Here is a 26,926-nt window from a genome sequence, read left to right as displayed (position 1 = left end):
TTTTTTCCTTTTAAGAGCGTCTTCTTTTAACATCTCGCTTCTTCCTATATCGCCCCAATTCAGATTGCTGGTATTAAGATTAAGCTCTCCACTCCATTAACCTCACTTTGAAATGCATAAACCGGCTGGTAATAATCCTTTGAATCTTATTGTTAGCTTAATTCTACATCACTAGTGATATTTAATGCTTGTAAAAAAACCTTCTCGGCAGTTTAAGTACAACTTTGTTCGTCTATTCTTTCGCTTGGTTTTTTGCGGTTTTTTTATATCTTCTCTCTGCAAAGAATAAAATGAAGCCGGCCAAGATTGATAAAGTATAAAGAATGCCATAGATGAGTTTGTTTTTCATAATTAATTTCCTCCTCCATCCTTTTAATTTTCAATTATAAAAAGATAAATAAATCGGTGTATAAATTTAGTATAAATCAGTTTTAAACAAAAAAAATCGTACATAAGGGCATAACCATATGTACGATTGGGCAAATTTCATTGGAAGTATCCTCTTTCTATCGCAACTGCTACAGCCTCTGTTCTGGAATTAACCCCCATTTTATTAAATATGTTTGTGATATGTGCCTTTACAGTTCGTTCAGAAATTCCAATATCAAAAGCAATATCTTTATTTCGGTAGCCCTTTGCCGCTGCTTTCAGGATAAACAATTCTTTTTCAGTTAGATTCATTGCATTGTTGGAAAAAGAAACTTCATTTGCTGTTTTTACTTTTAGTACTCTTTCAAGTATTTCAGGCTGCAGCAAGGTTTCCCCTCTTACTGCAGTTTCTATGGAACGGAATAAATTTTCTCTACTCGTATCCTTCAATAAATATCCCTTAGCACCTAATTCTAACCCTTTTATCATCCACTCGTCTTCATTATAAGTAGTTAGAATAATGATTGGAATATTTACCTTTAGCTCATTTAACTTGGTTATCGTGTCCAATCCATTAAGGACAGGCATATTTAAATCCATTAAAATGACATCTGGTTTCTTAACTTTCAGAATGTCTAATGCTTGGATTCCGTTTTCAGCTTCACCCATTACTTGATATTTATCGTTCGTTTCCAAGATTAACTTAAGACCTTCTCTAACTACTAAATGATCGTCTACGATAAGTACATTATATGCTTCCATAAGCTACCCCTTTTATTGGTACTTGCAATGTGATTTCTGTTCCTATTCCGACATCTGTATTAATTTGTATTTCTCCACCAATTAGATGTGCCCTTTCCAATAATCCTATAAGACCATATCTTCCAGTATGATTACCAATGGATTTCTTCTTAAATCCAATCCCATTATCACTGATTTTGATTACTATCTCACTGTTAATTATTTTCATTTCCATTCTTACTTTTTCAGCATTGGCATGCTTCTTAATATTAGCTAAGCACTCACTAATAATATACAGACAATTCTCCCTGACTAAATATGGGATATTAACAATTGGTTGTTCTAATAACTCCACATTAATCCTCGTCTCTTGTTTAAATACTTCCAGCTGTTCTAAGACCTGTTTATTAAAACTGTTTTTTTCAACTGGTACTGATCGCAAATCATCAATGACTGTTCTAGATTTCCGTAAGGTTTCTCTAGCTTGTGCCATTGAATGCTGAATTATTTCATGTGATCTCTCTGTATTTCCATTTTGCATATGCGAATCTACAGCTTCTAATTGCATAATGATACCTGCTAACCCTTGTGCTAACGTATCATGCAAATCCCTTGCCATCCTCTGTCTCTCATTAGCTAACGTTAACTCTTCAACTCGCTGATGGACTCGTTCTAGGTCTTGGAGAAAGTATGCCATTCGTATTCTGGCATTAACTTGCTTATTGTACATGACGGAATAAAATACTACTAAGGTTAAATTAAAAAAGAAAACCAGTATGAAAATTGGTAATTCACTCGAACCATAATTGAGCCATATGGCATTACAGTAAACTGCATATATTGCTATAAAAGCAATAAGCACTTTTTTCCAGCTATTAAAAATGGTTATACTTTGAGCGATTAACATTGGTAAAATTCCAACTAATAAAATCGGTATCCTAGTATGTAAGAAAAAAGACGATAAAAATAATAAAGAAATTTGCAGTATTATATAGAACCAGCTTTGTTTTTTCGACAGTTGTAAGGAAACAGACAAATAGTACAGAAAAAAGTGAATCGCAGAAAATAAAGTTAAAAGTACTATATCGTGTACTGTAGCATTTTCATATATCTGAATCGCAATTGCTGCTACATATACTAGAACTATCCAAAACATATATGCAATCTTTGACAGTCCTATACCCTCTAATCTGTCATTAAAAGTAGTATTATCCATGAGCTAATTACCTCTTCCTATGAATGAACAACAAATCTCATATGTTTATTATAGAAGTATCTACAACATATTCCTCCATTCTACTGCATTTGTACTAAAAGAAACAGCAGACTTGTGACTGCTGTTATCTCTTTATTATTTGACAGGATGTTCATGAAATACCTCTGTATTCTGAGGCTTTATAAGTCCATGTCCTTCTATGTCCACATTTGGAATTCCTTTATTTAACCACTTTGGCAAATACCACGCCTTATGACCCATTAGTTTCATAATACTTGGAACAATAGTCATTCTAACTATAAAAGCATCAAAGATAACGCCAAAGGTCATTGCTAATCCCATGGATTTGATCGTCTCCTCACCAGAAAAAATAAATCCCGCAAATACAAATATCATGATGAGACCAGCTGCGGTTACAACAGGACCACTATGCTTTAACCCTGCTTGGATTGCTTGAACCGGATTTTTTGTCAGTACATATTCTTCCCTCATCCGACTGACAAGGAAAACTTGATAATCCATGGCTAGACCAAATAGTATACCTATTGATAAGATTGGCAAAAAGGCTAGTATTGGTCCTTCCTGAGGAATACTAAATAAATCAATCATATATCCATCTTGTAAAATAAACACAGATAATCCTAAAGTAGAAAACATCGTTAACAAGAAGCCTAATACAGCAACAATTGGAACGAATAAGGAACGAAAAACAATTGTTAGCAGCACAAATGCGAATCCAACGATTAATACAGCAAATATAGGGATCGCATTATTAAGGCCCTCTGAAATATCGATATTAACAGCTGTCGAACCAGTAACAAGTAATTTAATATTCTTATCCGATAAGTCACGGACCTCTTTAACTAAATCTTTTGTTGCTGCTTCATTAGGACCAGTTTTTGGGGTAACCGTTATAATTGCGTACTCCCCTTTTTCATTAGGCATTGCTGGAGAAACACTCGATACATTGTCAAGCTGCTGGATGTCTTTAACAGCTTTTTCTATTGTATCAGTCTTATGTTTATCATCGACATTTGATGCATCTGCTACAATTGTTAGTTGGCCATTAAATCCTGCTCCAAATCCTTGAGCTAATAAGTCGTAAGAACGACGTTCAGGTGTATCTTGTCCTTTCATTCCATCATTAGGCAGTCCTAATTCCATATGAAGGGAAGGAATACTGATAAATAGAAGCAACAGAAAGCTAGCTACACTCAATTTTATTGGATGTTTTGTTACTAAACGCCCCCAGAAGTTACTATCTGGCATTTGTTTGCTCTGATTTTTCACTTTTTGATTTTTTGGAGCCATTCGCTTCCCAACCATGGATAATACCGATGGAACAAGCGTAATAGATACCAACACAGCCAAAAGAACACTTAGTCCTGCAGTTAGGCCCATAGCAGACATAAACGGAATGCCAACTACTGTTAGTCCACAAAGAGCAACGATAACTGTTAAACCAGCAAATACTACTGCACTTCCTGCTGTTCCTGTAGCCCTTGCGATTGATTCAATCTTTGAGATGCCTTCCCCAAAAAATTGACGATGCTTCGTAAAAATAAACAAAGCGTAATCTATGCCAACTGCAATTCCAATCATACCAGCTAAGGAGAGACTGACAGATGCTATATCGAAAATTGTTGTTGCAATCATTGTCAATCCAATACTAACACCTAACCCTAACAACGCTGTTAGTATAGGTAACCCGGCTAGTAAGAAAGACGCAAAAGTAACTGCCAATACTACAAATGCCAAGGCAATACCGACAACCTCAGATACTCCACCTATTTGCATTTCAGATCCTTTAACATTACCAGTTAATTCCGTTTGGATACCAGTGTCTTTAGAAAAGGCAATACTCTCTTCAAGATGTTTATAGGAAGCATTTGAGATATCATCTGCTCCTTGATTATAAGTGATATCGGCATATGCAATCTTTTGATTTTCCGAGATTGTTCCCATATCGAAAGGATTGGTGATCGTCTTAACAGACTTATCCTCTTTAATTTTTTCTAATGTTGTTAATATGGTTTTTTGAGTCGATTTAAAAGTTACCTTATCACCGTCTTCTGTTCCAAATATGACACGAATTTTTCCATTGTCAGGACCTTGAGGAAATTCGGCCTTTATTACAGTTAAGGCCTTTTCAGAAGGTGTATCAGGTATAGACATATCCTCAGAAAAAGCAGGCTTTAAGCCAATAGCGACAGCCATTGCACTGACTAGAATTAGAACCCATAATAACAAAACCTTAATTTTATTCAGCGCAGACCATTTTCCTATTTTATATAATAGTTTCGACATATATTTCTCCTTTCAATTAACTACTAGCTAATCATAAAGAAGAATAAAGCAAAAGAAATCGTCCAAAAGGGCAAGACGAACATGTACTTTAGGGCAAAAATTATATTATGGAAAAGAAATCATCTGTGATTATGTTAGAAATTCTAAAACTCAACACTAAAAAGGACTTCAGAATATAAATCTAATAGTCCTTTTTAATGACATTCGTAAAGTTATCCAAGTAACAGACATAAGACATAAATTAAATCTCCCTGTCATTCTACAACACGCAAGTATGATTCTCATATTTAAAAATTCTCAACTTAACGATTAAGTAAACTTGTTAACGCTAGTTAATTCCTCTTCCTTCTTTCAATTAAATACTGTGCGCCATACAATAGATAGGCTTTATAATGTATGTAAATAAAAAATTGAAAATAGTTTATGCGGGTTAACTTTACTATTTTTAAAAACTTCAGCAATGGCATTAATCCAAACGCAAAAAGTACATTTGCGACAAGATTAATTAATATAAATTTCTTGAAATTCCCATACGAGTATTTCAAAAAATAAAGAGACATTGGTATGTATGGTCCTATATCAAATGGAAATTCATCTCTTATAAATGCAGTTTTTTTATCATAAAATTTCCACCATCTCCGTTTATGAGCATATAAATGATTTAACGTTTCAAAAATGGCTATTAAGACACTAGCTAAAGAATAACGTTTAAAACTGCTTTTCCCTATGAATAGTGCTGCTATCCATGGAATTATTATTAGTATCAAATTAAATACTTTATGCCTGGTAGTAGCCATTTTTCACCCGTCCTAACTTCTTTAAATTCTTTTTTAATATATCCAAATTGCAGTTTATAATGTACCTCTTAAAGGGACTATGCCTGCTTAACAGCTACTAAAAAAAAAGTTATCTATCATTGGAATATTTAGATTAAAGCACTTGCCAAGTATGTCGATTTATTGGATACAAAGGCAAAAAGCTGGTTACATATAGAATCAAAACTATTTTCATTTAATTTTTCAACTGTAACTTCTTGTGATTTGATTTTTATTTATATTTTTATAAAAAAAAGACACCCAAATGAGTGTCTTAGCGTGACCGCTAATTAAATTTAGTCTAAGATACAACAGAAATTCCATCTCTTATATCATTAAAATCATGATTAATAATCTCAACCAATTTAAATTCTTTGTTTTCATATTCGAATTTTAAAATGCAGCAATTTCCAATTTTCGCTTGTTGGGTAACTGTACTAGTATGCTCCCAATTCCTCATAAAGTTTCTGCAAGATGCTCCATGTGATACAGCTAACACTACTTCATTTTCCTCTTCCATTATTTGTTGACAAGTTGTATTCATTCTTAGCTGTACTTCTTTTTGATTTTCTCCTCCGTACTTCACAAAAAAGTCATTATAAGGAAGTGGTGGGTTTAAATCTTCACTTTCCCCTTCAAATGTCCCAAAATTCCATTCCTTTAATCCTTTCAGTCTTGTATATGGGATTTTAGTTATTATTTCTAACGTATCACTCGCTCTTTCTGACGTTGAGCAATATGCCTGATCAAAGATAATATGCTGATCATTAAAGTACTTTGCGGCTGTCTCTGCTTGTTTAATTCCTAACTCTGTAAGTGGAGAATCACACCAGCCTTGAACTTTTCTTCTTTTATTAAATAATGTTTGTCCATGTCTCATTAGATATAATGTCTTTTTCATACATATCCACCTCACTGAAATCTAAAAATAATTAATAAAAAGAAAGACACTTAAGCATTTTTTGTTTAAAATTCCTTACTCACATTATCCAACATATTCAAAAAAAACGTTATCATAATCGTCTTAAATCCTTGCCTAATTCTCGCAATGAATAACTCATTTCTAAAAAACTGTTTCAAATAAAAAAACTGAATCAAATTGATTCAGTTTATTGAAAACAACAAATTTAAATACTCTAAGCAAGCCGCCATAATTTATCCAATAATAATGCGCTCTTTTGGATACTGATATGGCTGTTTTATTGGTTTGCCACCCATAAAGAATAAGAAGGTAAACATCCCGATTTTTCCTATAAACATTAAAATCATGATGACACTCTTGCCAATAATGCTTAACTCGGGTGTAATTCCAAGCGAAAGGCCGACGGTGCCAAAGGCCGAGGAAACTTCAAATAAAATCTCCATTAAGGAAAAGGCTGTTTCAAAGTATGCTAGTAAAAAAACTGCAACAATGCAAAGTATCATACCTGTCGTAAATACAATGAAAGACTTGATGATATCCTCTTCTTCAATCTCTCTTTTGAATATTTTTATAGTTCTATTCCCCTTCGAATAATTGTAGATCGTTAACAGCATCACAGCAAACGTCGTAGTTCTTATCCCACCACCAGCACTGCTTGGTGACGCCCCTATGAACATAAAAATACACAGTAATAAAATGGTTGGTACTGATAGCTCGTTAACATCACTAATTGCCATTCCGCCAGTTCGTGAAGATATTGAATAAAACAAGGAATGGAAAAAGGATTGATGCCAGTTTTTCCCTGAAAAGAAGTGACCGTACTCAAACAAATAGATGAAAACTACTCCAATTACAATCAGAATGAAAAAAGTTACGGTTGTAACTTTTGTGAACAAGGAGAACTGGAATGTACTCTTTCGCTTATGCCTGAACCACTGAATTAGCTCTATTAGTACTGGGAATCCAAGTGATCCGATAATAAAGAGTACTATATTAATGATGATGACAAAATAATCATTAGCGAACGGAATAAGTGATTTTCCTGTAATATCAAAACCAGCATTTGTCGTGGCAGCTACAGAGGCGAAAAATCCCTGTAAATAAGCTTCTTGCCATGTTGGGAAATACTTTAAAAAATAGGTGCCGAATACAACAGCTCCAAATAGCTCAACAATGACAAAAACATAGAAAATCATTCGTATGAGGCGAACAATACCAGAAAAAGTCGGGCTGTTTTGTTCAGTTGTCATCAGTATCCTTGCTCTTAGTCCTATTCTTTTTCCAGATACAAGCCAAAGAATAGTACCGAAAGCCATCACCCCAATGCCACCAAACTGGAGGATGATTGCAAAAATAAACGTACCAGGCACACTAAGGAGCTGACTCACATCTACAGTAGATAAACCTGTAACAGTTACCGCACTAATAGAAATGAATACAGCATCAATAAAGGCGAGCTCAGAATGATCCTTTTGAGTAATAGGCAGCAGCAACAAAATGGTAGATACGATAACAGCTACTATATAATAAAATACAATTAATTGAGCCGCAGATAGTCGTTTTGTGAAAATCTTTATTTTATTGTTCATTTTTCTCCAACTTCTTTATGTTTTGTACCATATATTTTGTCCGTTAAAAAAGATAATAAACGAATCAGAGTGTGAGATTAGAAAGGTTTTTTGATTTTATAACTTTTACATAAGAAAGAAAAGCATTTTTACCGTAAAACAGAAGAAGTAGTAATTCTTCCACATACTAACTATAGTTAGAAACTACTTCCTACACAATTGCTGCCGAGTTTATCCAAATGTAAAGAAAGCAGAAAAAGAGTTAATATGCGTAAATAGCGATAAGAAGATTATTTTCACAATAATTGTTGATAGGAAGTTCATTATTATATGATTTTTTTTACTGGTATTACTCTTGTATCTATCACCTAACACCTTTCTTGTACCCATAAACTGGACATTATTAATTAGCAGCTCCTTTTCACTTCCAGTATTCCACAGTATATACCCTCCCACGTTTAATACTTCCTGCTTTAATAGCAAATGCATTGTATGAACGAAACTCATTGCCTCTCCAATAAATTTTAAAAAAGTCATATTTAGCATAAATTTGGCAATAAGTGCAACACCAAGTCCAGCAAATATAGTTAGAGTAACTATAGAAAGATATAATTTCAGATTTTCCTTTTTCCTTGCACCAGTGTTTAATTATCCCACTGTTAAAATAGCTACTGACTATAGGTAAGAGTCAGATTTGTTTAAATCGTTTTATTTCAAAGTAATAATCACCTCTTTATACTTTTTCTTAAGCCGTTACTTAATAAGTAACGGGCTTGTTTAATAAAAATGTAACATATTACTTTTTGAACATTCCGAAAAAATCTGATAGTACTATCTGATTCTTAGTCTGAAGCAACTAAATTCTATGACAATTTTGTGAACTGTTTAGCACTCTCTCCTTCTACACAAATATATAGAAAAAGAGAAAGGAAACAGTTTCTAAAAAAACTAACCCTTCCTCTAAAATTTTTATAAAACTTTAGTAAGTTACACTGTACAAAATAATTATATATAACCTTTAATCACAACTGTTTAAAAAATAGTGTAGGCATTTATGTATCTTCAATTGATGGTTAACTTATATTCAGCTACCTATCAGTTTCTCTCAGGATTTTTATTATGAACTGCCTGCTGACCAGCTAAAAGCGCTGGAAGTGTACGTCGGTATTCTATTGGTGTACATAATGTTTTTTTGATGAAATTCCGATTAAATGAGCGGATGTTTTCATAGCCACAAAGATAAGCAATCTCCGTTATTGTTTTTTCTGTTGTTTTAAGCAGATGACAACCGTAGCTTATCCGAGTATCGTTTAGAAAATCTGTGAATGACGTTTTGACCTGTGCATTAAAATACTTGGATAAATAATTATAACTATATCCAAGTGTGACAGCTATACTTCGTAAGGTTATAGGTTCTGTAAAGTGTTCCTGTATGTAGGTTAGCAGGGTGTGAAGCAAAGCTGAGTCTTTTTTTTCTGTTTTAATGAGGGTTGTTTGTGCCATAAGCTCGGATAATAATAGGTACAGACTGGCTTTTTGTTCTAACAAGTTGAATTCATCTTTAAAGAGTGTTTTTGAAACGAGCATTTTTGCCTGTACAGATAGCTCGAATATCGGATTTTCAAGGGATCGATTTTCACTCATTCTTTGAAAGGTCGTTACATAATCGGGTGAAAAGATACATATTTTAGCCCTGGACTGTGATTCTGTCGTAATAGAATGGATTTCATTCGGCAGTATTAGTAAATATTGTCCAGTATGTAACGGAAAGTTTTTTTGCTCAATCATTACTTCCATTTCACCACCAACGACATAGATTAATTCAAAACAACGATGCAGGTGGCTTGGGAAGTTTAAATTGGTAGAATCATAGTTTGAAATGAAATCAAAATGTTGGGGTTCATATAATAACATGGAGATTCACCCTTTCTTAATAGGATAAATTTTGTCTAGGATTATATAAGTTTTATCTTGTTGTGTCAAACGAAAAAATGATACATTTACCAATATTAGACACCAACTTAGCCATGCATGCTCCCCTTTTCACTAGTGTGAGAATTCGTTTCACCGCTTTTTCCTAATGCTCTTAGCTTTTAAAGAACGGGAATTATCTTTCCTAGACTTAACATCTATTAAAAAAAGGAGATAACTATGGAGAAACTTAGAATTGGAATGGTCGGCTATAAATTTATGGGAAAAGCACATAGTCATGCATACAGGGATCTTCCCATGTTCTTTCCTGATATTATTCATCCTGAAATGAAGGTCATTTGCGGTCGTGATGAAAAGGGTATCTCTGCTGCCGCCAAACAGTTTGGCTGGGAAGAATATTCAACTGACTGGAAGGCTTTATTAGAAAGAGACGATATTGATTTAATCGATATCAATACACCAAGTGATGTACATAAAGAAATAACATTGGCTGCGGCAAAGGCAGGCAAGCATGTTTTTTGCGAAAAACCGTTAGCGCTTACATTATTAGACTCAAGAGAAATGCTTGAAGTGGTAGAATCTGCTGGGGTTAAACATATGGTTGGCTTTAACTATCGCTTTGCTCCTGCTGTTATGCTGGCGAAAAAGCTGCTGGATGAAGGTAGACTTGGTGAAATTTATCATTTCAGAGCATGTTTTTTACAGGATTGGCTTGTCGATCCAAACTTTCCACTAGCTTGGAGACTGCAGAAAGATGTGGCCGGTTCAGGTTCACACGGAGACCTCGGCGCTCACTTAATTGATTTGGCACATTATCTTATTGGTGATATCGCAGAGGTAATTGGCATGAGTGAAACCTTTATTAAAGAACGGCCAGTTCCTTCGCAAATGTCCGGTCTAACCGCAAAAGGCAGCAGTAGCGATGAAAAGGCGGCTGTAACAGTAGATGATGCTACCCTCTTCCTAGCTCGTTTTGCTAATGGTGCATTAGGCAGCTTTGAAGCGACCCGTTTTGCGGCAGGTCATCGCTGTACGAACTCATTTGAAATTAACGGGAGTAAAGGCAGTGTCATTTTCGACTTTGAGCGAATGAATGAACTGCAGGTTTACTTTACTGATGACAAAGAGGATGTACAGGGCTTTCGCCGCGTGTTAGCGACTGATCCAAGTCATGCTTTCGCCCAACATTGGTGGCCGCCGGGACATACGATTGGCTATGAACACACGTTTATTCACGAAGTAGTGGAACTTATGGCGGCTTTTCGCGAGAATCGTCAGCCTGTTCCGAACTTCCGTGATGGCGTTAAGTGTCAAGAAATTTTAGAAGCGGTTGATTTATCGATTGAGCAACGCCAATGGATTCAAATTTCGGAAGTCTAAAATAAAATGATGAAGGCGTGGGGTTGAAGCATGAAAAAAACGGCATTAATTGTTTGGGGCGGCTGGGATGGTCATCAGCCAGAACAAGTAGCAGATATTTTCAAAGGAATCCTTGAAGAAGAAAATTTCCAAGTAGAGGTTTCCAACTCACTGGATTCTTATGCTGATAAGGAAAGGTTAAAGTCATTAGACTTGATTGTTCCTCATTGGACAATGGGCCAAATTGAAAGAAAGTACGTCTTAAATATCTCTGAAGCAGTGGCAGCAGGTGTCGGCTTAGCTGGCTGTCATGGTGGAATGTGCGACTCTTTCCGTAACAATGTTGACTGGCAGTTTATGACGGGCGGAAATTGGGTCGCGCATCCTGGCAATGACGGTGTGGAATATACCGTCAACATTAAGCACACCTCCAGCCCGCTGCTAGCAGGACTTTCAGATTTCAAAGTCGCCAGTGAGCAATATTATCTTCATTATGATCCGGCGGTGGAAGTGTTGGCAACCACCCGTTTCCCAGTGTTTGCTGGTCCACATTCTGCTAACAAAGCAGTCGATATGCCAGTTGTCTGGACAAAACGCTGGGGACATGGAAATGTATTTTATAACTCTTTAGGTCATCAGGCCAATATTGTGGCAATGCCGGAAGTCTCCCTGATTATGCGGCGAGGTTTTTTATGGGCTGCTGCTGGAAAGGCACTGGCTGAGAATCCAGCTGTAAACACGACTTACAAAAATGTACGTACCTATACTGGTATGGGAGACAGCCAATAAAAAAACTTTGAACTTGGAGGAGCCTTATGAAAAAACTTAAAGTTGGCATCATTGGCTGTGGAAATATTAGTTCTATTTATATGGAAAACTGCCCAAAATTCCCTCATCTTGAGCTAGTTGCTTGTGCTGATTTAGATTTACAGCGGGCCCAGTCTCAAGCTGAAAAATTTGATATTCCTAAAGCATGTTCGGTTGAGGAGCTGCTGAATAATCAGGAGATTGAGCTTGTGATTAATTTAACCATACCAAAAGCACATGCATCTGTCTGTATTCAGGCTCTTGAAGCAGGAAAGCATGTCTACACGGAAAAACCACTAGCAGTGACACGCGACGAAGGCAGACAAATTTTAGAAACAGCAAAAAAACGAAATCTTCTTGTTGGGAGTGCGCCTGATACCTTCTTAGGTGCCGGAATCCAAACAGCGATTCATTTAATAGAGCAAGGTGAAATTGGTGTTCCTATTGGTGCATCTGCTTTCATGATTTGCCGTGGTCACGAACATTGGCATCCTGACCCAGCCTTTTATTATGATGTAGGCGGTGGCCCAATGTTTGATATGGGGCCATACTACTTAACAGCCTTGGTTGCCCTTTTAGGACCAATTAAGCGAATTTCAGGATTCACACGTATCAGCTATCCTGAAAGAACGGTGCTAAGCACACCAAAAGCAGGCACTACCATCGATGTGAAAATTCCAACCCATATCTCAGGCGTTCTAGATTTTGCTTCAGGGGTTATTGGTAATATTACGACAAGCTTCGATGCATTTGGCGGTACCTCCCTTCCACCTATTGAAATATACGGAAGCGAAGGAACATTATTAGTTCCTGATCCGAACACATTTGGAGGTCCTGTTAAGATTAGAAAACGGGACGAAAATGAATTTAGAGAGGTCCCACTAGAATATGGTCACGCCCAAAACAGCAGAGGACTTGGTGTGGCAGATATGGCAACAGCGATTATCGAAGGCGGTAATTATCGAGCAAATGGCAAGTTAGCTTATCATGTGTTAGAAGCTATGCATGGTTTCCATGACTCTTCTGATAGCGGCAGACATTATATAATGGAAAGTACCTGCGACCGACCTGAGCCAGTCGCCATGAAAATCCAGAAGTAACGACTGTTTAAAGAGAAAGAATATTTTCAAGGGCTGCCTTTTTAGGTTAGCCCTTTTTGCTTGTTTAAATTGCTTTTGCTTAAGTTGGAGCTAACTTTAGCAAAAGATATACATGGAAAATTGTCGATTGGCAATATCAAAAAATCTAAAGCTCACCACATATTTAAGGTGGACTGACTCATTTATTAGTTAGTTATTAGAGCAGCCTTTTTTAATTGAAGCCGACTTGTCAAAACAATACACGAAAGTGTCAAAATAGCTGATAAAATATAAGCACCAATTAAGTCCACTTTAAGGACGATAAATCCAGAACTGGCACTGCCTATAAGCAAACCAGCCATCATTAGTGGCATAATAATACCGTTAGTTCTTCCAATATAATCAGAAGCAACCTCCTTCATCATCATTGTACTAAATATTACTTGAACAAAAGCAACGGAGAGTCCTGATAATATCCGAGCAGCTGCCGTTAATAGTGGCCAGAATGACAATATTTCAATAATGGTAATAATAGAAAGTGCTATTATTGTCGTTGTTAAGACATATTTGCTATTTTTTTCAACAAATGACGATAATGTCACCGCAAGTCCGCCCCCGAGCAACATACCAATTCCTTCTGCAGCTGCAAACCACTGAACACCTTCTTTTGGTAATCCTAACCTTTCCATGATTACGAATACGTCTAATGGTTGGGTAATTCCAAAAGAAATGCCAACAATAAAAAATAAGCACGCAATAAATTTTAAATTGTTATGCTTAAATACGTATACAAAACCCTCTTTTACATCTATTAATGCCGATTTTGTTTCTGTTTTTGATTTGTCTTTCACTGTTTTTGGTAAAAATAATTGCAGTCCAGATGCTAAGGTGAATATTGCAAACAATACCCAAATAGATGTTTCTAACCCTAATTGAGTATATATAAACGTTCCCAAAATTGGACCTAAGATAGTAAATATTGCTATTAAACTTTGGCTAATCCCAATAGCACTTCCCACTAAATTCACAGGAATATGCTTTTTGTAAAGGACAGCTGAAGATGGCTGTGAAAACTGACTAATAATTGCCGATAGCACAGTTGCTGCAAATACAGATTGCCACACTCCATTAGTAATGAGAATTAATATGAATAGCATGGAAAGAGCACTTAATGCATCTCCATAAACTACAGTCTTTTTTGGATTCCACCTATCAGCATATGTTCCGCCAATTAAAGAAAATATAAAGATTGGTAAATATTCTAATGTTGTTAGCAATGAGACTGCTGTTGGATTATTATTCGTTTTCTCCATAATATAAAAAAGCAAAGCCATATTACGAGTCCAAATCCCAATTTGTTGTAATAGGTCTGCCCCCTGTACGATTAAAAATACCCTATTCTTTAGTAGTTCCTTCATTAAATTCAACACCAATCCTTTTTGTTTAAAAATGAAATTCACTTGACTGAATGTTATTATAAAGTGTGGAGTAACTCCATAGTAAAGGAAGGAGTGAATAATGTGATAAATAATTATATAACGACATTTTCCACAGGAGAATTTGCAGATTTATTTGGAGTTAAAAAAGACACTTTACTGTACTACAATAAAATTAACTTATTTAATCCTGCAGGTATACACTCAAACGGCTATCGGTACTATACTTTACCGCAATTAGACACCTTTAGCGCGATTCAATCACTTCGTTCCGTTAACGTTCCAATAAAAGAACTAAAATCTTATTTTGACTCACCTTCCTCTGCTAGATTAAATGAACTTGCTTCAAGACAAGTGGAAAATATTGAAATAGAGATAAATAAACTAAAAGAAAATCAATTATTTCTGTCACGATTAATGGAAGTAACAGATGAATTGCAGAACGTGGTTATAGGGGAGTTAGTACTAAAAGAACTACCTGAAGAATCTGTCTTATACAGCTCATCGAAGAATATTGATTGGGAGGCATCTGTGGAAGCTTTATCACATATCTATGATGAATTCTTGAAAGAAGTAGGTGTAAATGGAGCAGCAGCATTTGGTTCCGTCCTAAATAAGAAAAACCTCATAAATGAAAACTATCTTCAAGCTGATTGTTTATTTTGCCGGATGGAAGGGCCAGGAACTATAAAAAAACCCGCTGGTTTGTATGCTATCTATTATTATCAAGGATCGTATGATAATATAAAAAACGCTTATTCTTATTTGTTAAAAGAGATAGTATCACGGAAATTAACACTAGACGGGGATGCCTATGAAGAGTACCTACTCCATTCTTTAGTCTCAAAACATGAAGAAGAATATATAACCAAAATAGGTATTAAAGTGAATACTCATGAATATGAAAAATGATATGCATCCTTGCAATTGAATGTTTGACTAAAATGGAAGTTAGAAGTTTTATAGTCAAGAATTAAACCTATAATTTCACTTAGAATTAAGGTCATAATTATTTATTTTAGTATATAGCTCCTACTATTGCTTAGATTTCCTACAGGTGTAGAAATATAATTAGGAATTTATGCACCAAAAGCGAGCGAATATTTAAGGGTTTTCCTTCATTAAATATAATTATAATTGGCGAATTGTAAAAAAGTGGAGCTTCACAATATTGATGCTCCACTTTTTTCTTAATTTAAGTTTTCTAGAAAATCTCCTCAGCCAACTCCAAAATAATTCCCTCTGGGCCACGAACGTAGCATAGCTTATAACTTTCTTCATATTGCTGTATCTCACTAAAGATATAAGTGCCCTTCGTTTTCAATTTAGAAATAAGAGCTTCAATATCTTCAACAGCAAAAGCAATATGGCGGATACCAAGTGTATTAGCTAATGGTTGCTGAATATCACTTTCAGCTGACGGCGAATAAAATTTGATTAGTTCTAGCCACGTCTCGCTGTCTGCCGGTCCCATTCCAACACATGCTACTTTCACATCTTCAAGGCCAGCCGCATATCCCATCAAATCTCCTTCCATCTCCAACTCCCCTTTCACCTCAAGTCCAAAATCAAGAAAAAACGCTTTTGCTGCGGTAAGATTATTTACGGTAACACCAATGTGATCTATTCTTTTAATTTTCATTTTCCATAACTCCTGTGTGTTATTTTTAAATAAACTGATTCTATTTTTCCTCTATTCGATGTAGTCCTGTGCAAGTCCTTCCTGTACTTAAGTATTATAATTGTTCTGAAAGGCTGCACGAAAATCTTTATAAGCATGCTGTAGAAAGCATCTTATTTTTTGAAGAAAAAAAGAAGCATTAAACATTGCTTGCTTAACACTTCTTACCGAATTTAACTATAAGGCACTCTATTTAAGCGATTACCTTAACCTCGCACATTCCCTAATCCTAATTATACGCATTTATATCCCAACATAACTTATGCCATTATTAATTAAAGAGATGGTGCAGTAGACGATCTTTATTTTCAAAGAACTGCTTCACGATGGAATAATGTTGAGTGTCTTCTAATGTTGACTCACTTATTCCTTCTTCTGTAAACTGAAATATTTTAGAATTCGAATAGTTATCAGGAGTGTTTACCGTCTCTTCCGCTGAAGAATTTTTGAATTTCTCCGATTTTTTCTTTAGCTCTGTCGACCTTCGTGTTTGTTATTCTGTAAATCAGGTTATTCCATTTAACAACTGGAAAGGCAAAGTAGCCTTCAGTATGAACTATTTCCTCAAACTTACTTTTTTTAGTTGATTTTTCTTTCTGTGAGCACCCACCAACAATCATTAAAATAATTACTAGCGGTATATATAATTTAATGATACTACTCCCTCCAGCTTTTTCTAACTATCTCCATAACAATGCATTAGTTAGTTTAAGTCAATCGTATCCATATGGGCTACACCATCTTTCATCCATGTAACAACAACTTGGTACATATGTCCCTTTCTTGGTTCATTTCCCAAATAAAATTCAGTTGAGAAAGGATGTAATGTTGTAACAGAACCGTCTATATCCCTTCCCTCATTAAATACATCTGTATCTGCAATCACCTTGCCAGTATCCTTGAATTCCAACATCTCAACTACTACTTCTTGTTTATCTAACTGCTTAATTCTCCCCTGCCATCCTCTTGGCTCACTTGCATCAAGATTTTTTTTATATGTGTATTTCCACATACCATTTTCCGACTTTCCAGAAATAGAAGTACTAGCAGTATAGGCATACAGTGTTGAAATGATAACAATAAGTAATACGATAACTATGATTACATATTTCTTTTTCCCCATGTAATGACCCTCCTTTCAATCAATGATTTACAATAAGCTTTGTTAAAAATTCTCTATTTCCAATTTCCTCTATATTGTTAGACTGCATACTTTGTAAAAGGATTCCATTTATTTGTTTTTGTTGTGTAACTAATTATTTGCACAATAAAAAAAGAACTGTTTCATACCTACAGCTCTTTGGAATGCCTCAATACTTATCGGTTGATAAGTAAAAAATATTTTACTTACAGCCCCTCACGATGTTAAGGTAACCATAATAGACATAAATATTGGGTCCTTTTAGACTTTTCTTAGTCACCTTCCCTCTATAAAGGAAAGGAGGACTGAAGATCCATTAAAAACAAGTCAACAGCTATGTATCAATATCAGAATAATGACGTTTTCTTCGGTCAAAAAGTTATATACAACAGTAAAATACACTTTTGCTTCTTTAATCATGAAAATGGCTTATTAGAAATTATTAATCCTCAAACAAGTTCCATATTCTTAGTAAAACTTGAATCTCTTATATATAGGGTTAAATAAAACCATCATTTTTGATGGTTTTATTACGAGTCTGGATAAATAGACATTACTTTTGCTTCATTGACTTCAAGCAGGAACCATTTACAAATTGGCAATAAAAATTCATCTCAAACCAGCTGTCTAATTTGTGATAACAGCCACCATTCCATCTTCATTATTTATCTCACATAAGTGTACTAGGGTGGTAACTTTATGGTAAATAATCCTCTTGTCGGTGTACACTGTTAATCCATCATAAATCGGTCCTTCCTTAACCCGCTTCTTTTAATTTCTGAATTGAAAGTGATGTGAATTTTTGCTTTAGCATATCCATCATCCCAGGTATCTTTATATTTCTTGAAATTCTTATAATCCTGTTCTCTTAGTCGTTCACCTAATCCAAATATATCCGCGTTGTACTCCTCTTTTGTCTTAATAACAAAATCTTTTATCTCTTCCTCCATTATGTTGTTAATGGATTTTTCAAATCCTTCAAACGCTTTTACATCTCCTAACTTTTTTAAGCATTGTGTACCTTCTAAGTAACCTTCTGTCTTAATCTTAATGTAAAAATTCGGAATGCCTTTTACCTCTTTTGCTCTCACTTTTGTTTTAGAATGAGTGACACGATATTCAATCTTTTTACCATCTTCACATTTGGCAGCAATTGCCGCACTTTTAATAATCCCTTGAACAAAGAGCATATCACGAACCTCATTTAAGGAGGCATAGCCTGCTAGCTTTCCATTTTTTAATACACCCATAGAACTAATCTTCACTACACTATCAGGCACTTCACTTTTTAGATTCTCAACATTTCCGCCTTTTTTCGGATTATTTCCAACTAACTGTACTGCTGGTAATACCGGAGCTTGTCCTTCCGAATTAAAGATTCGAGTATAATCATTTAACTTAACATCTGGTGCTCCTCCCCAGTCCTTTTGCATAGTTACTAATTGAGTAAATATTTTAAGGGAAGCACTTTTTTTGTACATATTAGTTACCTTCAAAATATCTTCAGCTTTTCCATCCCTTGCAATGATAATAGCAAAATCATCTCTTATCTCTCTGTTCCGGTCAAAGAAATCCATGAACTCTAATAACCCATCCTTTACTATATCCTCGCTTAGGACCAACACTCTTGTATGTGAATAGATCGGACGAGTAGCATTAACAATATTAAATTTATAAATAAGCTCCCCAATCGTATTACCTTCTAAAGAAGCAACATTTGATGGGGCAAAACCTGTTGCTGTTTTGGCAGTCATTTCTCGTGCTTCTGTAGTTTCAATTGTTAGCTTATATTTAGATGACTTTCCTTTATCTACTGCCATCCCTGTTACAATTGAAGTTTTTGCTAATTCGTTCCTATCCCAGCATCCTGTTAACAGAAGTATTAACAAACACATAAATAAGCAGTTTACCCATTTCATATCTTTATCTCCTAATGTATGGTAGAACTCCTTTTATTTTGTGAGCTTTTAGGGACAATTATCCTCTATAGGAAAAAGATTAGGGCGGAACAAAAGAAATATTGCCTCCTAATTGGCAATATTTCAAAAGCAGGTATTTTTATGAAATGCAATCGTACACGAAGGTAATAACGTGGTTGCTTTATGTTTTTAAAAAAATAGCTTATGCAAAATTTAGATACTGTTTTTAAATGGATATCGTCTGTTTTTCATCAATTCTCCTTTGTTGATAGAATGATAGGGAAAATAAGCATATATATCTCATATAAGGCTTAGTCTATAACGCTTCCACTGCAGTTCCCAAGTTATCAAGGTCCTGTGTAATATTGATAATTATCAAGAATTTCCAATCCTTACCAACCTTACCTAGTTTAACTACTTGATGAACTTCAACGACATCATTTGTGTATTGCTTAACTGAATCACAGATTTCATACAATAATTGTGCAAAGTCAGTTTTTTCCCAATTTCTAATATCCACGGGTACATATTGTTGTATTTTTTTTAAATTCATGATTGCCTCCTGTTTTCCGTATTAACTTCCTAAATTATCCACATCCTTATTTTTATTCTATTTTAGGTTATAATTCCCTTCTTTTTTCTTCCGATATGGATGTTACATCTTAACTATATAGCTTTTACTGTTAATATCTTCTCAACGACATCCTGATAACTCAAACTTATTATTTATATTCTTTTCATTTTTGCTACTAAATCCAGGAAAAAACGGAGGGGCATTATAATTAACAAGGTTGATACGACATATACATGATTGTATTATCTTGAAAGGTTTTTTCCTCTATTACATTAAGAAGAAATTCATCTGACTAGTTTTTTTAGTTCATCTCAGTGGCTGGGTCGCCTTACTATTAGCCAAAAAATGAGCTACTATATATATTATTATAAATACAGGGAAGGAAAAGATCGGATTCCATCCTGGGTATTTTGTATACCCTAATTTTAAAAACAAAGGTTCTGCTAAAAAAGCTGTCATACTAGCATAAAGGGCTGCTTTAACTAGTACATTTGCCTTGGCTTTGATTTGTAGAAAAAACATAATTGTAACTGGCATTAAGGCAAAATCCCATGGTATATAATCAGGCATTAAAGGAACTAATTTATTATAATATCTCCATAAACCAAGCGTTACCCCCACATAGTCTAACCAAGTGGATATAAACATCGCCCAGAGTCCGGCTACTAAAAGCCTTGCGCTGCTCTCCTTGCTTCTAAAAATAAGCCATATCATCCAGGGGATGATCGTCATAAATAACGAGGTCCACCATCCAAAGGAAAATAAAATATTTTCCACCCAAATGTCTTGTAATCGTGAATGGGCGTCATCTAGTAATACATATTGTTCGTCAATTAAATTTTTTATGTTTTCTGGGGGACTAAACTTCATTAAATTTCGTCCTCTTCTCTAAAAATATTTCTTCTATTTTCCCACTAAGAAACATATCTATTCCATTCATTTCAAGGCGCAAATATAAATTTTTAAATAAAATACTTATTAGGAGTAGCGTGCCCATAAAAAAAAAGCTGCCATTAGCAGCCTTCTTTAGATCAACTTAACAAACCAAGCTACATAATATGCAGCTGGAATAAATATTAATTGAGCAACTATTGTACCAAGAAATTTAGAAGATATCATGGTTAAAGAGTAGCTTTTAAGATAAATGTAATCAATTTGTTTCTTCATTACTTTATCTGCTAACACGGAAGCTTTCGGGTCGATAAATAACGTAAGTAATATGGTGGCTATACCGTTTATAATACCAGATGACATTAACGCAGCTGGGGCATATTCCTTAGGTACTAACATAGAAGCGTATATGGAAGATAAAACGCCAATAGTAAATACGGCCGAAATAATTACGTTTATGATAAAAAGCCGTTTAGGAATGGTCTTAAGCGTTATCCCCTTTAAATACTGCACTCTTGGCAACCGAAAACATAATATCACCTTTTTGATACCAGTTTTATTAAAATTACTTAAAAACAACCCAACAACTGAACCACTTTGTTTAGAAAGCTGTACGATGCCTCTTGAAAAAATATTAATGAAAGTTGGAAATAGAAATATACCAAGTAATACACCAAAGGATGTGACTGCTATTAACACCCTGTATTGTTCTTCAATAAAGTGCATGGGATTTATACTTGGTGCTTCAGCAATAAGTTTTGCTGTTAAAGGCTGTTGAAACATAGTAGAAAACCTAGAAATAATCAGCAATGTACTAAACAATGATAGTGCTGTGGCAATCAGCTTCACCCTAGCTCCTGAAATTCTGGTCGAATAAGCTAATGTTTCTATCATAGTTATTAGCAATAAAAACAACGATATTAATATGACTTTTCCAGTAAATAAATCCATAAAGACTCCTCAACAGTTGATTTCAATCTATTTTCATATTTTATATTATACATTAAAAATTGGTAATATATAGATTTTAAGTTTATGGGGCAATTTCCTTTTACGTTAAGTATAGCAGGAACACTTAGCCTTTTTACCTACTTTTAAATATAAAAACAGCCGCTCACTAGCAGCTGTCTCCACGATAAGGGGTTATATTATTTTTCCTTTAACTTTATATGGATAAGGGATATATTTTGCAATGCTATTTATTCTAGAGGTCTTTCTACTGACGACTAGGATTTTATATTGCTTTTTCAGTATTAGATGCTTGTCTTTTCGGCCTTGGAATATGCCATTTAAACCGAAGGGATAACATCCTTAAGACAACTATTATTATAAATAATACGTAAGTATCGATTATGCCATTAATAAAGTTAAGACCAATTAAGGCACCTGTTATAATGGTCCAAAAAGCATATAATTCATATTTAAAAACAAATGGCTGTCTTTTCGCTAGGGCATCTCGAATTATACCGCCACCAACACCTGTTAATAAAGCTGCAGCAATACTAGCACTTGCCGGCAATCCTAAATTCTTCGCGTAAAGAGCACCTTGAATGGCAAAAGCCACTAATCCAACCGCATCTGTTAGACCAAATGAATAATACCAATGCTTCCAACTAACAATTTTATGAATAGGTATAAAATACAGGACCGTAATCAATAGGAATGTTAGTAAAAATAATGTGTTTTGTTCCCATAATGCCGAAACCGGCACCCCTATTAATAAATTTCGTATAGCTCCGCCTCCGAAAGCTGTTATAAAACCTAATGCATAGTATCCGATCAGGTCATAATCTTCTTCCGAAGCAATCAGCGCCCCACTTATCGCAAATGCGATAGTGCCGAGATAATTCCAAAAGTCCCAAGACATAACTCTTCTGCTCCAATCTTCGTGTCGTTAATAACCTATATAATTATAAATACTGTTAATACATTTATACAACCTAAAATTGTTTTTTTAGGTACTTGACAATTAAAAATTTTCAAATTATATCATATTTATTTGGAGTATTCTGACTGAGAGGAAAAATAAGGTTTCAACTTAAAGCAAAGTCGCCATTTTGTCTAAATAATCTAAATATTAAACATAAGACAGCCAAAGCAGTTCAATGTACTACTTCATAAACAAAAAAGGCTAAAGAAACAAGAAAATCTTGCTTCTCTAGCCCTTTTCGCTATTTATCTGCCTTTATAATTAAATTGGCCGTATTCATGCCGCTCCATGTTACAATTGGCGACCCGCCGCCAGGATGTGTGCTTCCACCTGCGAAAAAGAGATTAGCAATATCCTTGCTCGAATTTTTAGGACGCAAAAAGGCATCTTTTTTCCGATTGGAGGATAGACCATAGAGAGCTCCTCGGAATGCGCCGAATTGAGAAGCAATATCAGCAGGTGTATAGACTTTTTCCTCAACGATATTTTCCTTCAACGATAGTCCAAAGGTTGCAAGCTTTTGATAAATAAGCTCTTTATACATTTCTGGATTTACCTGCAGTTTCCCATCAGCAGGAAGAGCTGGAGCATTTGCTAGTATAAAAAGATTGCTGCCCCCAGGTGAACGGCCAGGCTCTGTATAGGAAGAGTTGCTGATGTAAATGGTTGGTTCACTGCTGTATTGCTTATGTTGGAATAAATCAATAAATTCCTGCTTGTAATTATTGGAAAAATAGACGTTATGATGCCTCAGCTCTGAAAATCGTTTATTAACACCTGCAAGCACGACAAAAGCCGAAGTGGAGGGTGTCTTTCCTGCTGCCTTTGAATCTGGAAAGGAGGGACGGTCGCTTTCGTTCACCAGCTCGGGATAGGCTTTAAGCAAATCTGCATTCATAATAAAGTAATCCCCCTGTATTTTCTCCCCATCTTCAAGCTCGATGCCTATGGCTTTTTTGTTTTTTACGATTATTCTTTTAACTGTTGCATCAGCGTAAAGCCTGGCACCAAGCTTTTGTGCGACTTTTGCATAAGCCTCTGCAATTTTAACATTGCCGCCTTCAACATAATAAACACCGCCAATCATTTCTAAATAGGCAATCATGGCAAATGTGGCAGGAGTCTTATAGGGAGACGAGCCAATGTAAGTCGAATAGCGATTAAAAGCCTGCAGCACATGAGGATGGGAAAAATACTGCCGAAAAAAGCTGTCCAGGCTTTGCAGCGGTCTCACCTGCATAAGTGCTGCCCCAAGTGATGGCGATAAGTAGTCCTGCCATGAATGGAATGTCTTTGGCAGGAAATGTTTCGCTGATAATTTATATAATCTGGTAATCTCTTTTAAGAAATCATCATATTTATGGCCAGCGTCCAGCTGCATTAACTGTTGCAGCATATATTCCCTGTTGCTCGAAAGGTCAAAGGAGGTTCCATCTGAAAACACATTTCTTGTATGATGTTCCAGTTTGACCATATGGAAATAGTCTTCAGCCTTTTCACCAGTCTGTTCAATCACTTTCCGGAATACCTCTGGCATGGTGATCGTATTCGGTCCGAAATCAAACGTATAATCCCCTAATGCGACAGGCATTAATTTACCTCCAAAATGCTTGTTCTTTTCAAATAGTTCTACTTGAAATCCTTTGTTGGCAAGCGTTATCGCTGCTGACAATCCTGCCAGTCCGCCGCCAATGATTAACACCTTTTTCTTCATGAATACTGTCTTCCTTTCCAGCTATACGGCTTTTTCCTGATCCATCTCCACATAGAAGCGTTCATGATAATAATTAGTATGGCTGCCGATATCGGCATGAAGAAGGATAGAGACAAACGCTGACTTGCTTTCCAGTCAACTGCCATGCGCTGCAGGACAACCAGAATATAGGGAAGGACGAATAGCGGTTGGAACATCCATAATCCATACACCATTAGAATTCCAGGGAGTACATAAAAAAAGCCATAGAAAACGCTCAAGAGCAAAACCAGCGGGACAGAACGTCCAAGCCCTGTAAAAATATTCTTTATAAATCCTTCCCATACTTCGCTATTTCGTTCATACATCCGGCATGAAACGTCCGTACTTATATTAGCCAAGCAGACTTTATATCCAGATAGCTTCATTTGTCTTGCCAGATGAACATCCTCCACTATCGAAGTCCGGACGGTACGATGACCGCCTATTTCCTGATAGGCATTTCTTTCAAAAAACATAAAAACCCCATTAGCAGCCGTTGCCGCACTCATCTTGCTTCTATTTGCAAGATGGAGCGGGAGATGGAATAGTACAACGAAATGCATCATCGGAATTAAAAGCTTGCTCATAATACCCGGAACCTCAAAGGAAGGAAAGCCAGTTATCAGCTTAACATTTTCTTTTTTTAACAATGTAAGTGCCTTTCCTATCACTCCAGATTTCAGACGAACGTCTGCATCAATAAAAAGGAAATACTCACCCTTCGCTTTTTCCTGCAGCTGATGACAGGCATGCACCTTGCCAGCCCAGCCTGCTGGAAGCTCTCTTCCTCTTAATATCTTAAAGCGGCTATCTCCTGACGTGTTTTCCTGCAGCAAACACAACGTCTGATCTGATGACCCATCATCAAGGAGAAGGAATTCCACATTTGGGTATGATAAGGATTTTAAGCTGTTAATTAGTCCAGCCACGTTCTGTGCTTCGTTTCGTAAAGGCACCAAAACGGACACAAGGGGCTGAAGGTTTTTATTTAAATTAGAAGCTGGAAGACTTGGCAATCCGCTCATATTCCACAATGTCCAAAGGAAAAATAGGAAGAGACTGATGATTAAAAATAGTATCATTTAGACATCGCCCCTTACAGCAAGTTTACGAAGTGCTTCGTTTTTTCGCTGATTACTTCGCCTTTCAACTCATCCAATGCGTCTGTACATTTCTTTTCAAGTGATAAGGTTTTTTCCTGCCGCAAAACTCCTGGCAGATCTGTGCTAAACAATGGATTGCCTGCCTTTATCCATACCTCCGGCTTTCGTTTGTGTGCAAACGAATAGTAGAAGCATACTGGTATGACGGGAATTTCGGGAACCTTTTCCTGCAGGTACAAGGCTCCTGGCTGAAATTGCAGCGGGCGTTTTTCCAAGTGATACTCATCCCCTTGAGGAAAAACCCATACACTTTTCCCCTTATTCAGCAACATCTCAGCATACCTCATTGTTTTTATCGTTTCTTTTGGGCTGGAGCGGTCGATGGAGAAGGCTCCAAGCTTCTTAAAGTATGGAAACTGCTTTAAGCCCTGTTCATGCATCATGATATACAAATCCTGCTGTATAACCGTCTTCGTCAACTGAAAGTAGATAAGTCCATCCCACCAAGACGAGTGGTTGCAGACAAAAATGTAAGGACCTGAAGGCAGTTTGCTGGATGCTTGCCAATAGATTTTGTCAAAAGAGTAGGCAAGCAGTCTCTTGTTGAAAATAGAGAAAAATTTGTTGAAAACAACGTCTTTTTTAGCATAAATCATGATGGTTTCCTTCCTATAGCCGTATATAGTGTCATTCCGGCCAAGCAAGCTGTCAAGATACATGCTAGCCAAAGCTCACCTGTTGCCGCAAGCAATACAAACATCGTAATCGTTAGGGCAAATAGGTAAAACATCCGCTTCTCCCAAAGAGAATTTTTTTCTTGTGAGAAAGATAAAATAAATACATGAAGGATAAGTGCAACAATAAACCACCCTAAAAAATTGCTGAATGGAATGTTATAGTAGACGCCGTCCTCTTGCCAAATCCAATATTGCTTAAGTTTAAATGCAACCGGATCGATAATTAAGTCAATAACCACGGCAATACAGGCACCAATAATCGGCTGCATCCATTTTTTTGCTGAAATTGCATTTGCTAAAGCATGTGATGTCCCCATTACCATTAGCCAGGCAAATCCAATGGCTATTGGTACTTCAAATAAATTAGGAGCAAACCGATTCGTATAATAATAATCTCCAAATAAAATTCCATGAGTCGATCCGATGTATTCTGCAAGATAGGAGAATAAGAAAATAACTAGGCTGATTACATATGCTGCTTTTTTCCCAAATACTTTAGTGAAATAAACAATTGCCAAAAGGCCGCTTAAAATCAAAAACACAGCGTTCGCCCATTCAAGCCAAGCAGGCAGCAGATCAAAGGTAAGAAGAATCACACCGCAAATATACCAAATGATAAAAAAACGAAATAGGCCATTTTCAAAACTCATAATGCTCTCCTTCT

The 26,926-nt window shown here is 35.8% G+C and carries 24 protein-coding genes and 1 pseudogene; 4 read left to right on the top strand and 21 right to left on the bottom strand.

Annotated elements, in window-relative coordinates:
* Window positions 1-486: 486 nt before the first annotated feature.
* The 7 genes from CEQ21_RS03005 to CEQ21_RS02975 form a co-directional block, all read right to left on the bottom strand.
* Window positions 487-1,131 carry a response regulator gene (locus tag CEQ21_RS03005; protein ID WP_185763178.1) on the bottom strand — a complete coding sequence of 215 codons (645 nt, stop codon included), beginning with the start codon at window positions 1,129-1,131 and terminating at the stop codon, window positions 487-489.
* Window positions 1,118-2,326 (bottom strand): sensor histidine kinase, encoded by a 1,209-nt coding sequence (locus CEQ21_RS03000; protein ID WP_185763177.1) that lies wholly within the window; start codon window positions 2,324-2,326, stop codon window positions 1,118-1,120. The genes CEQ21_RS03005 and CEQ21_RS03000 overlap by 14 nt, the downstream gene beginning before the upstream one ends.
* Before the next feature lie 135 nt (window positions 2,327-2,461).
* On the bottom strand, window positions 2,462-4,633 hold the full coding sequence (locus CEQ21_RS02995) for an MMPL family transporter (RefSeq protein ID WP_185763176.1): 2,172 nt from the start codon (window positions 4,631-4,633) through the stop codon (window positions 2,462-2,464).
* Between the two features lie 1,116 nt (window positions 4,634-5,749).
* A complete protein-coding gene (locus CEQ21_RS02990; RefSeq protein WP_185763175.1) occupies window positions 5,750-6,349 on the bottom strand; it encodes a histidine phosphatase family protein in 600 nt (199 codons plus the stop codon).
* Window positions 6,350-6,603: 254 nt separating this feature from the next.
* Window positions 6,604-7,959 carry a TrkH family potassium uptake protein gene (locus CEQ21_RS02985; protein ID WP_185763174.1) on the bottom strand — a complete coding sequence of 452 codons (1,356 nt, stop codon included), beginning with the start codon at window positions 7,957-7,959 and terminating at the stop codon, window positions 6,604-6,606.
* A gap of 210 nt (window positions 7,960-8,169) precedes the next feature.
* Window positions 8,170-8,445: a hypothetical protein gene (locus CEQ21_RS02980; RefSeq protein WP_185763173.1), complete on the bottom strand. Its 276-nt coding sequence runs from the start codon at window positions 8,443-8,445 to the stop codon at window positions 8,170-8,172.
* Between the two features lie 588 nt (window positions 8,446-9,033).
* Entirely contained in the window at window positions 9,034-9,852 is an 819-nt protein-coding gene (locus tag CEQ21_RS02975) for a helix-turn-helix domain-containing protein (RefSeq protein WP_185763172.1), read from the bottom strand.
* A gap of 237 nt (window positions 9,853-10,089) precedes the next feature.
* Between CEQ21_RS02975 and CEQ21_RS02970 the strand changes: the two genes are divergently transcribed.
* The 3 genes from CEQ21_RS02970 to CEQ21_RS02960 are packed head-to-tail and all read left to right on the top strand — an operon-like array spanning window position 10,090 to window position 13,136.
* Window positions 10,090-11,250, top strand: coding sequence for a Gfo/Idh/MocA family protein (locus CEQ21_RS02970; protein ID WP_185763171.1), 1,161 nt, complete (start codon window positions 10,090-10,092; stop codon window positions 11,248-11,250).
* Window positions 11,251-11,280: 30 nt separating this feature from the next.
* Window positions 11,281-12,018 (top strand): ThuA domain-containing protein, encoded by a 738-nt coding sequence (locus CEQ21_RS02965; protein WP_185763170.1) that lies wholly within the window; start codon window positions 11,281-11,283, stop codon window positions 12,016-12,018.
* 26 nt (window positions 12,019-12,044) lie between these two features.
* Window positions 12,045-13,136, top strand: a complete 1,092-nt coding sequence (locus tag CEQ21_RS02960) for a Gfo/Idh/MocA family protein (RefSeq protein ID WP_185763169.1) — start codon at window positions 12,045-12,047, stop codon at window positions 13,134-13,136.
* A gap of 185 nt (window positions 13,137-13,321) precedes the next feature.
* Here CEQ21_RS02960 and CEQ21_RS02955 read toward each other — a convergent pair whose 3' ends face one another.
* Window positions 13,322-14,533 carry an MFS transporter gene (locus CEQ21_RS02955; protein WP_185763168.1) on the bottom strand — a complete coding sequence of 404 codons (1,212 nt, stop codon included), beginning with the start codon at window positions 14,531-14,533 and terminating at the stop codon, window positions 13,322-13,324.
* Window positions 14,534-14,635: 102 nt separating this feature from the next.
* On the opposite strand from CEQ21_RS02955, the gene CEQ21_RS02950 reads away from it, so the two are divergent.
* Entirely contained in the window at window positions 14,636-15,463 is an 828-nt protein-coding gene (locus CEQ21_RS02950; protein WP_185763167.1) for a MerR family transcriptional regulator, read from the top strand.
* Window positions 15,464-15,755: 292 nt separating this feature from the next.
* On the opposite strand, the gene CEQ21_RS02945 is transcribed toward CEQ21_RS02950, so the two are convergent.
* From CEQ21_RS02945 to CEQ21_RS02890, 13 genes and pseudogenes are all read right to left on the bottom strand, one after another.
* Window positions 15,756-16,193: a VOC family protein gene (locus CEQ21_RS02945; RefSeq protein ID WP_185763166.1), complete on the bottom strand. Its 438-nt coding sequence runs from the start codon at window positions 16,191-16,193 to the stop codon at window positions 15,756-15,758.
* 310 nt (window positions 16,194-16,503) lie between these two features.
* Window positions 16,504-16,638: pseudogene (locus CEQ21_RS27445) on the bottom strand (AAA family ATPase); the annotation flags it as partial.
* Between the two features lie 4 nt (window positions 16,639-16,642).
* Window positions 16,643-16,852, bottom strand: a complete 210-nt coding sequence (locus tag CEQ21_RS02940) for a hypothetical protein (RefSeq protein ID WP_185763165.1) — start codon at window positions 16,850-16,852, stop codon at window positions 16,643-16,645.
* An 83-nt stretch (window positions 16,853-16,935) separates the two neighbouring features.
* A complete protein-coding gene (locus tag CEQ21_RS02935) occupies window positions 16,936-17,355 on the bottom strand; it encodes a hypothetical protein (protein WP_185763164.1) in 420 nt (139 codons plus the stop codon).
* A 749-nt stretch (window positions 17,356-18,104) separates the two neighbouring features.
* Window positions 18,105-19,292 (bottom strand): Ger(x)C family spore germination protein, encoded by a 1,188-nt coding sequence (locus tag CEQ21_RS02930; RefSeq protein WP_185763163.1) that lies wholly within the window; start codon window positions 19,290-19,292, stop codon window positions 18,105-18,107.
* A 316-nt stretch (window positions 19,293-19,608) separates the two neighbouring features.
* Window positions 19,609-19,845 (bottom strand): hypothetical protein, encoded by a 237-nt coding sequence (locus CEQ21_RS02925; protein WP_185763162.1) that lies wholly within the window; start codon window positions 19,843-19,845, stop codon window positions 19,609-19,611.
* 327 nt (window positions 19,846-20,172) lie between these two features.
* Window positions 20,173-20,736 carry a CBO0543 family protein gene (locus CEQ21_RS02920; protein ID WP_185763161.1) on the bottom strand — a complete coding sequence of 188 codons (564 nt, stop codon included), beginning with the start codon at window positions 20,734-20,736 and terminating at the stop codon, window positions 20,173-20,175.
* Between the two features lie 156 nt (window positions 20,737-20,892).
* Entirely contained in the window at window positions 20,893-21,708 is an 816-nt protein-coding gene (locus CEQ21_RS02915; RefSeq protein WP_185763160.1) for a lipid II flippase Amj family protein, read from the bottom strand.
* A 283-nt stretch (window positions 21,709-21,991) separates the two neighbouring features.
* A complete protein-coding gene (locus CEQ21_RS02910; RefSeq protein ID WP_144456944.1) occupies window positions 21,992-22,624 on the bottom strand; it encodes a trimeric intracellular cation channel family protein in 633 nt (210 codons plus the stop codon).
* Between the two features lie 304 nt (window positions 22,625-22,928).
* On the bottom strand, window positions 22,929-24,401 hold the full coding sequence (locus CEQ21_RS02905) for a phytoene desaturase family protein (RefSeq protein ID WP_185763159.1): 1,473 nt from the start codon (window positions 24,399-24,401) through the stop codon (window positions 22,929-22,931).
* A complete protein-coding gene (locus CEQ21_RS02900; protein ID WP_185763158.1) occupies window positions 24,398-25,504 on the bottom strand; it encodes a glycosyltransferase family 2 protein in 1,107 nt (368 codons plus the stop codon). The genes CEQ21_RS02905 and CEQ21_RS02900 overlap by 4 nt, the downstream gene beginning before the upstream one ends.
* 14 nt (window positions 25,505-25,518) lie before the next feature.
* A complete protein-coding gene (locus tag CEQ21_RS02895; protein WP_185763157.1) occupies window positions 25,519-26,181 on the bottom strand; it encodes a lysophospholipid acyltransferase family protein in 663 nt (220 codons plus the stop codon).
* Window positions 26,178-26,912 carry a carotenoid biosynthesis protein gene (locus tag CEQ21_RS02890; protein ID WP_185763156.1) on the bottom strand — a complete coding sequence of 245 codons (735 nt, stop codon included), beginning with the start codon at window positions 26,910-26,912 and terminating at the stop codon, window positions 26,178-26,180. Before CEQ21_RS02890 ends, CEQ21_RS02895 begins: the two co-directional genes overlap by 4 nt.
* Between the last annotated feature and the right edge of the window lie 14 nt (window positions 26,913-26,926).

The organism is Niallia circulans, assembly GCF_007273535.1.
Classification (GTDB): Bacteria; Bacillota; Bacilli; order Bacillales; family Cytobacillaceae; genus Niallia; species Niallia circulans_B.
The sequence above is the reverse complement of the archived record's forward strand: the minus strand, read 5'-3'. Positions and strand labels throughout refer to the sequence as shown.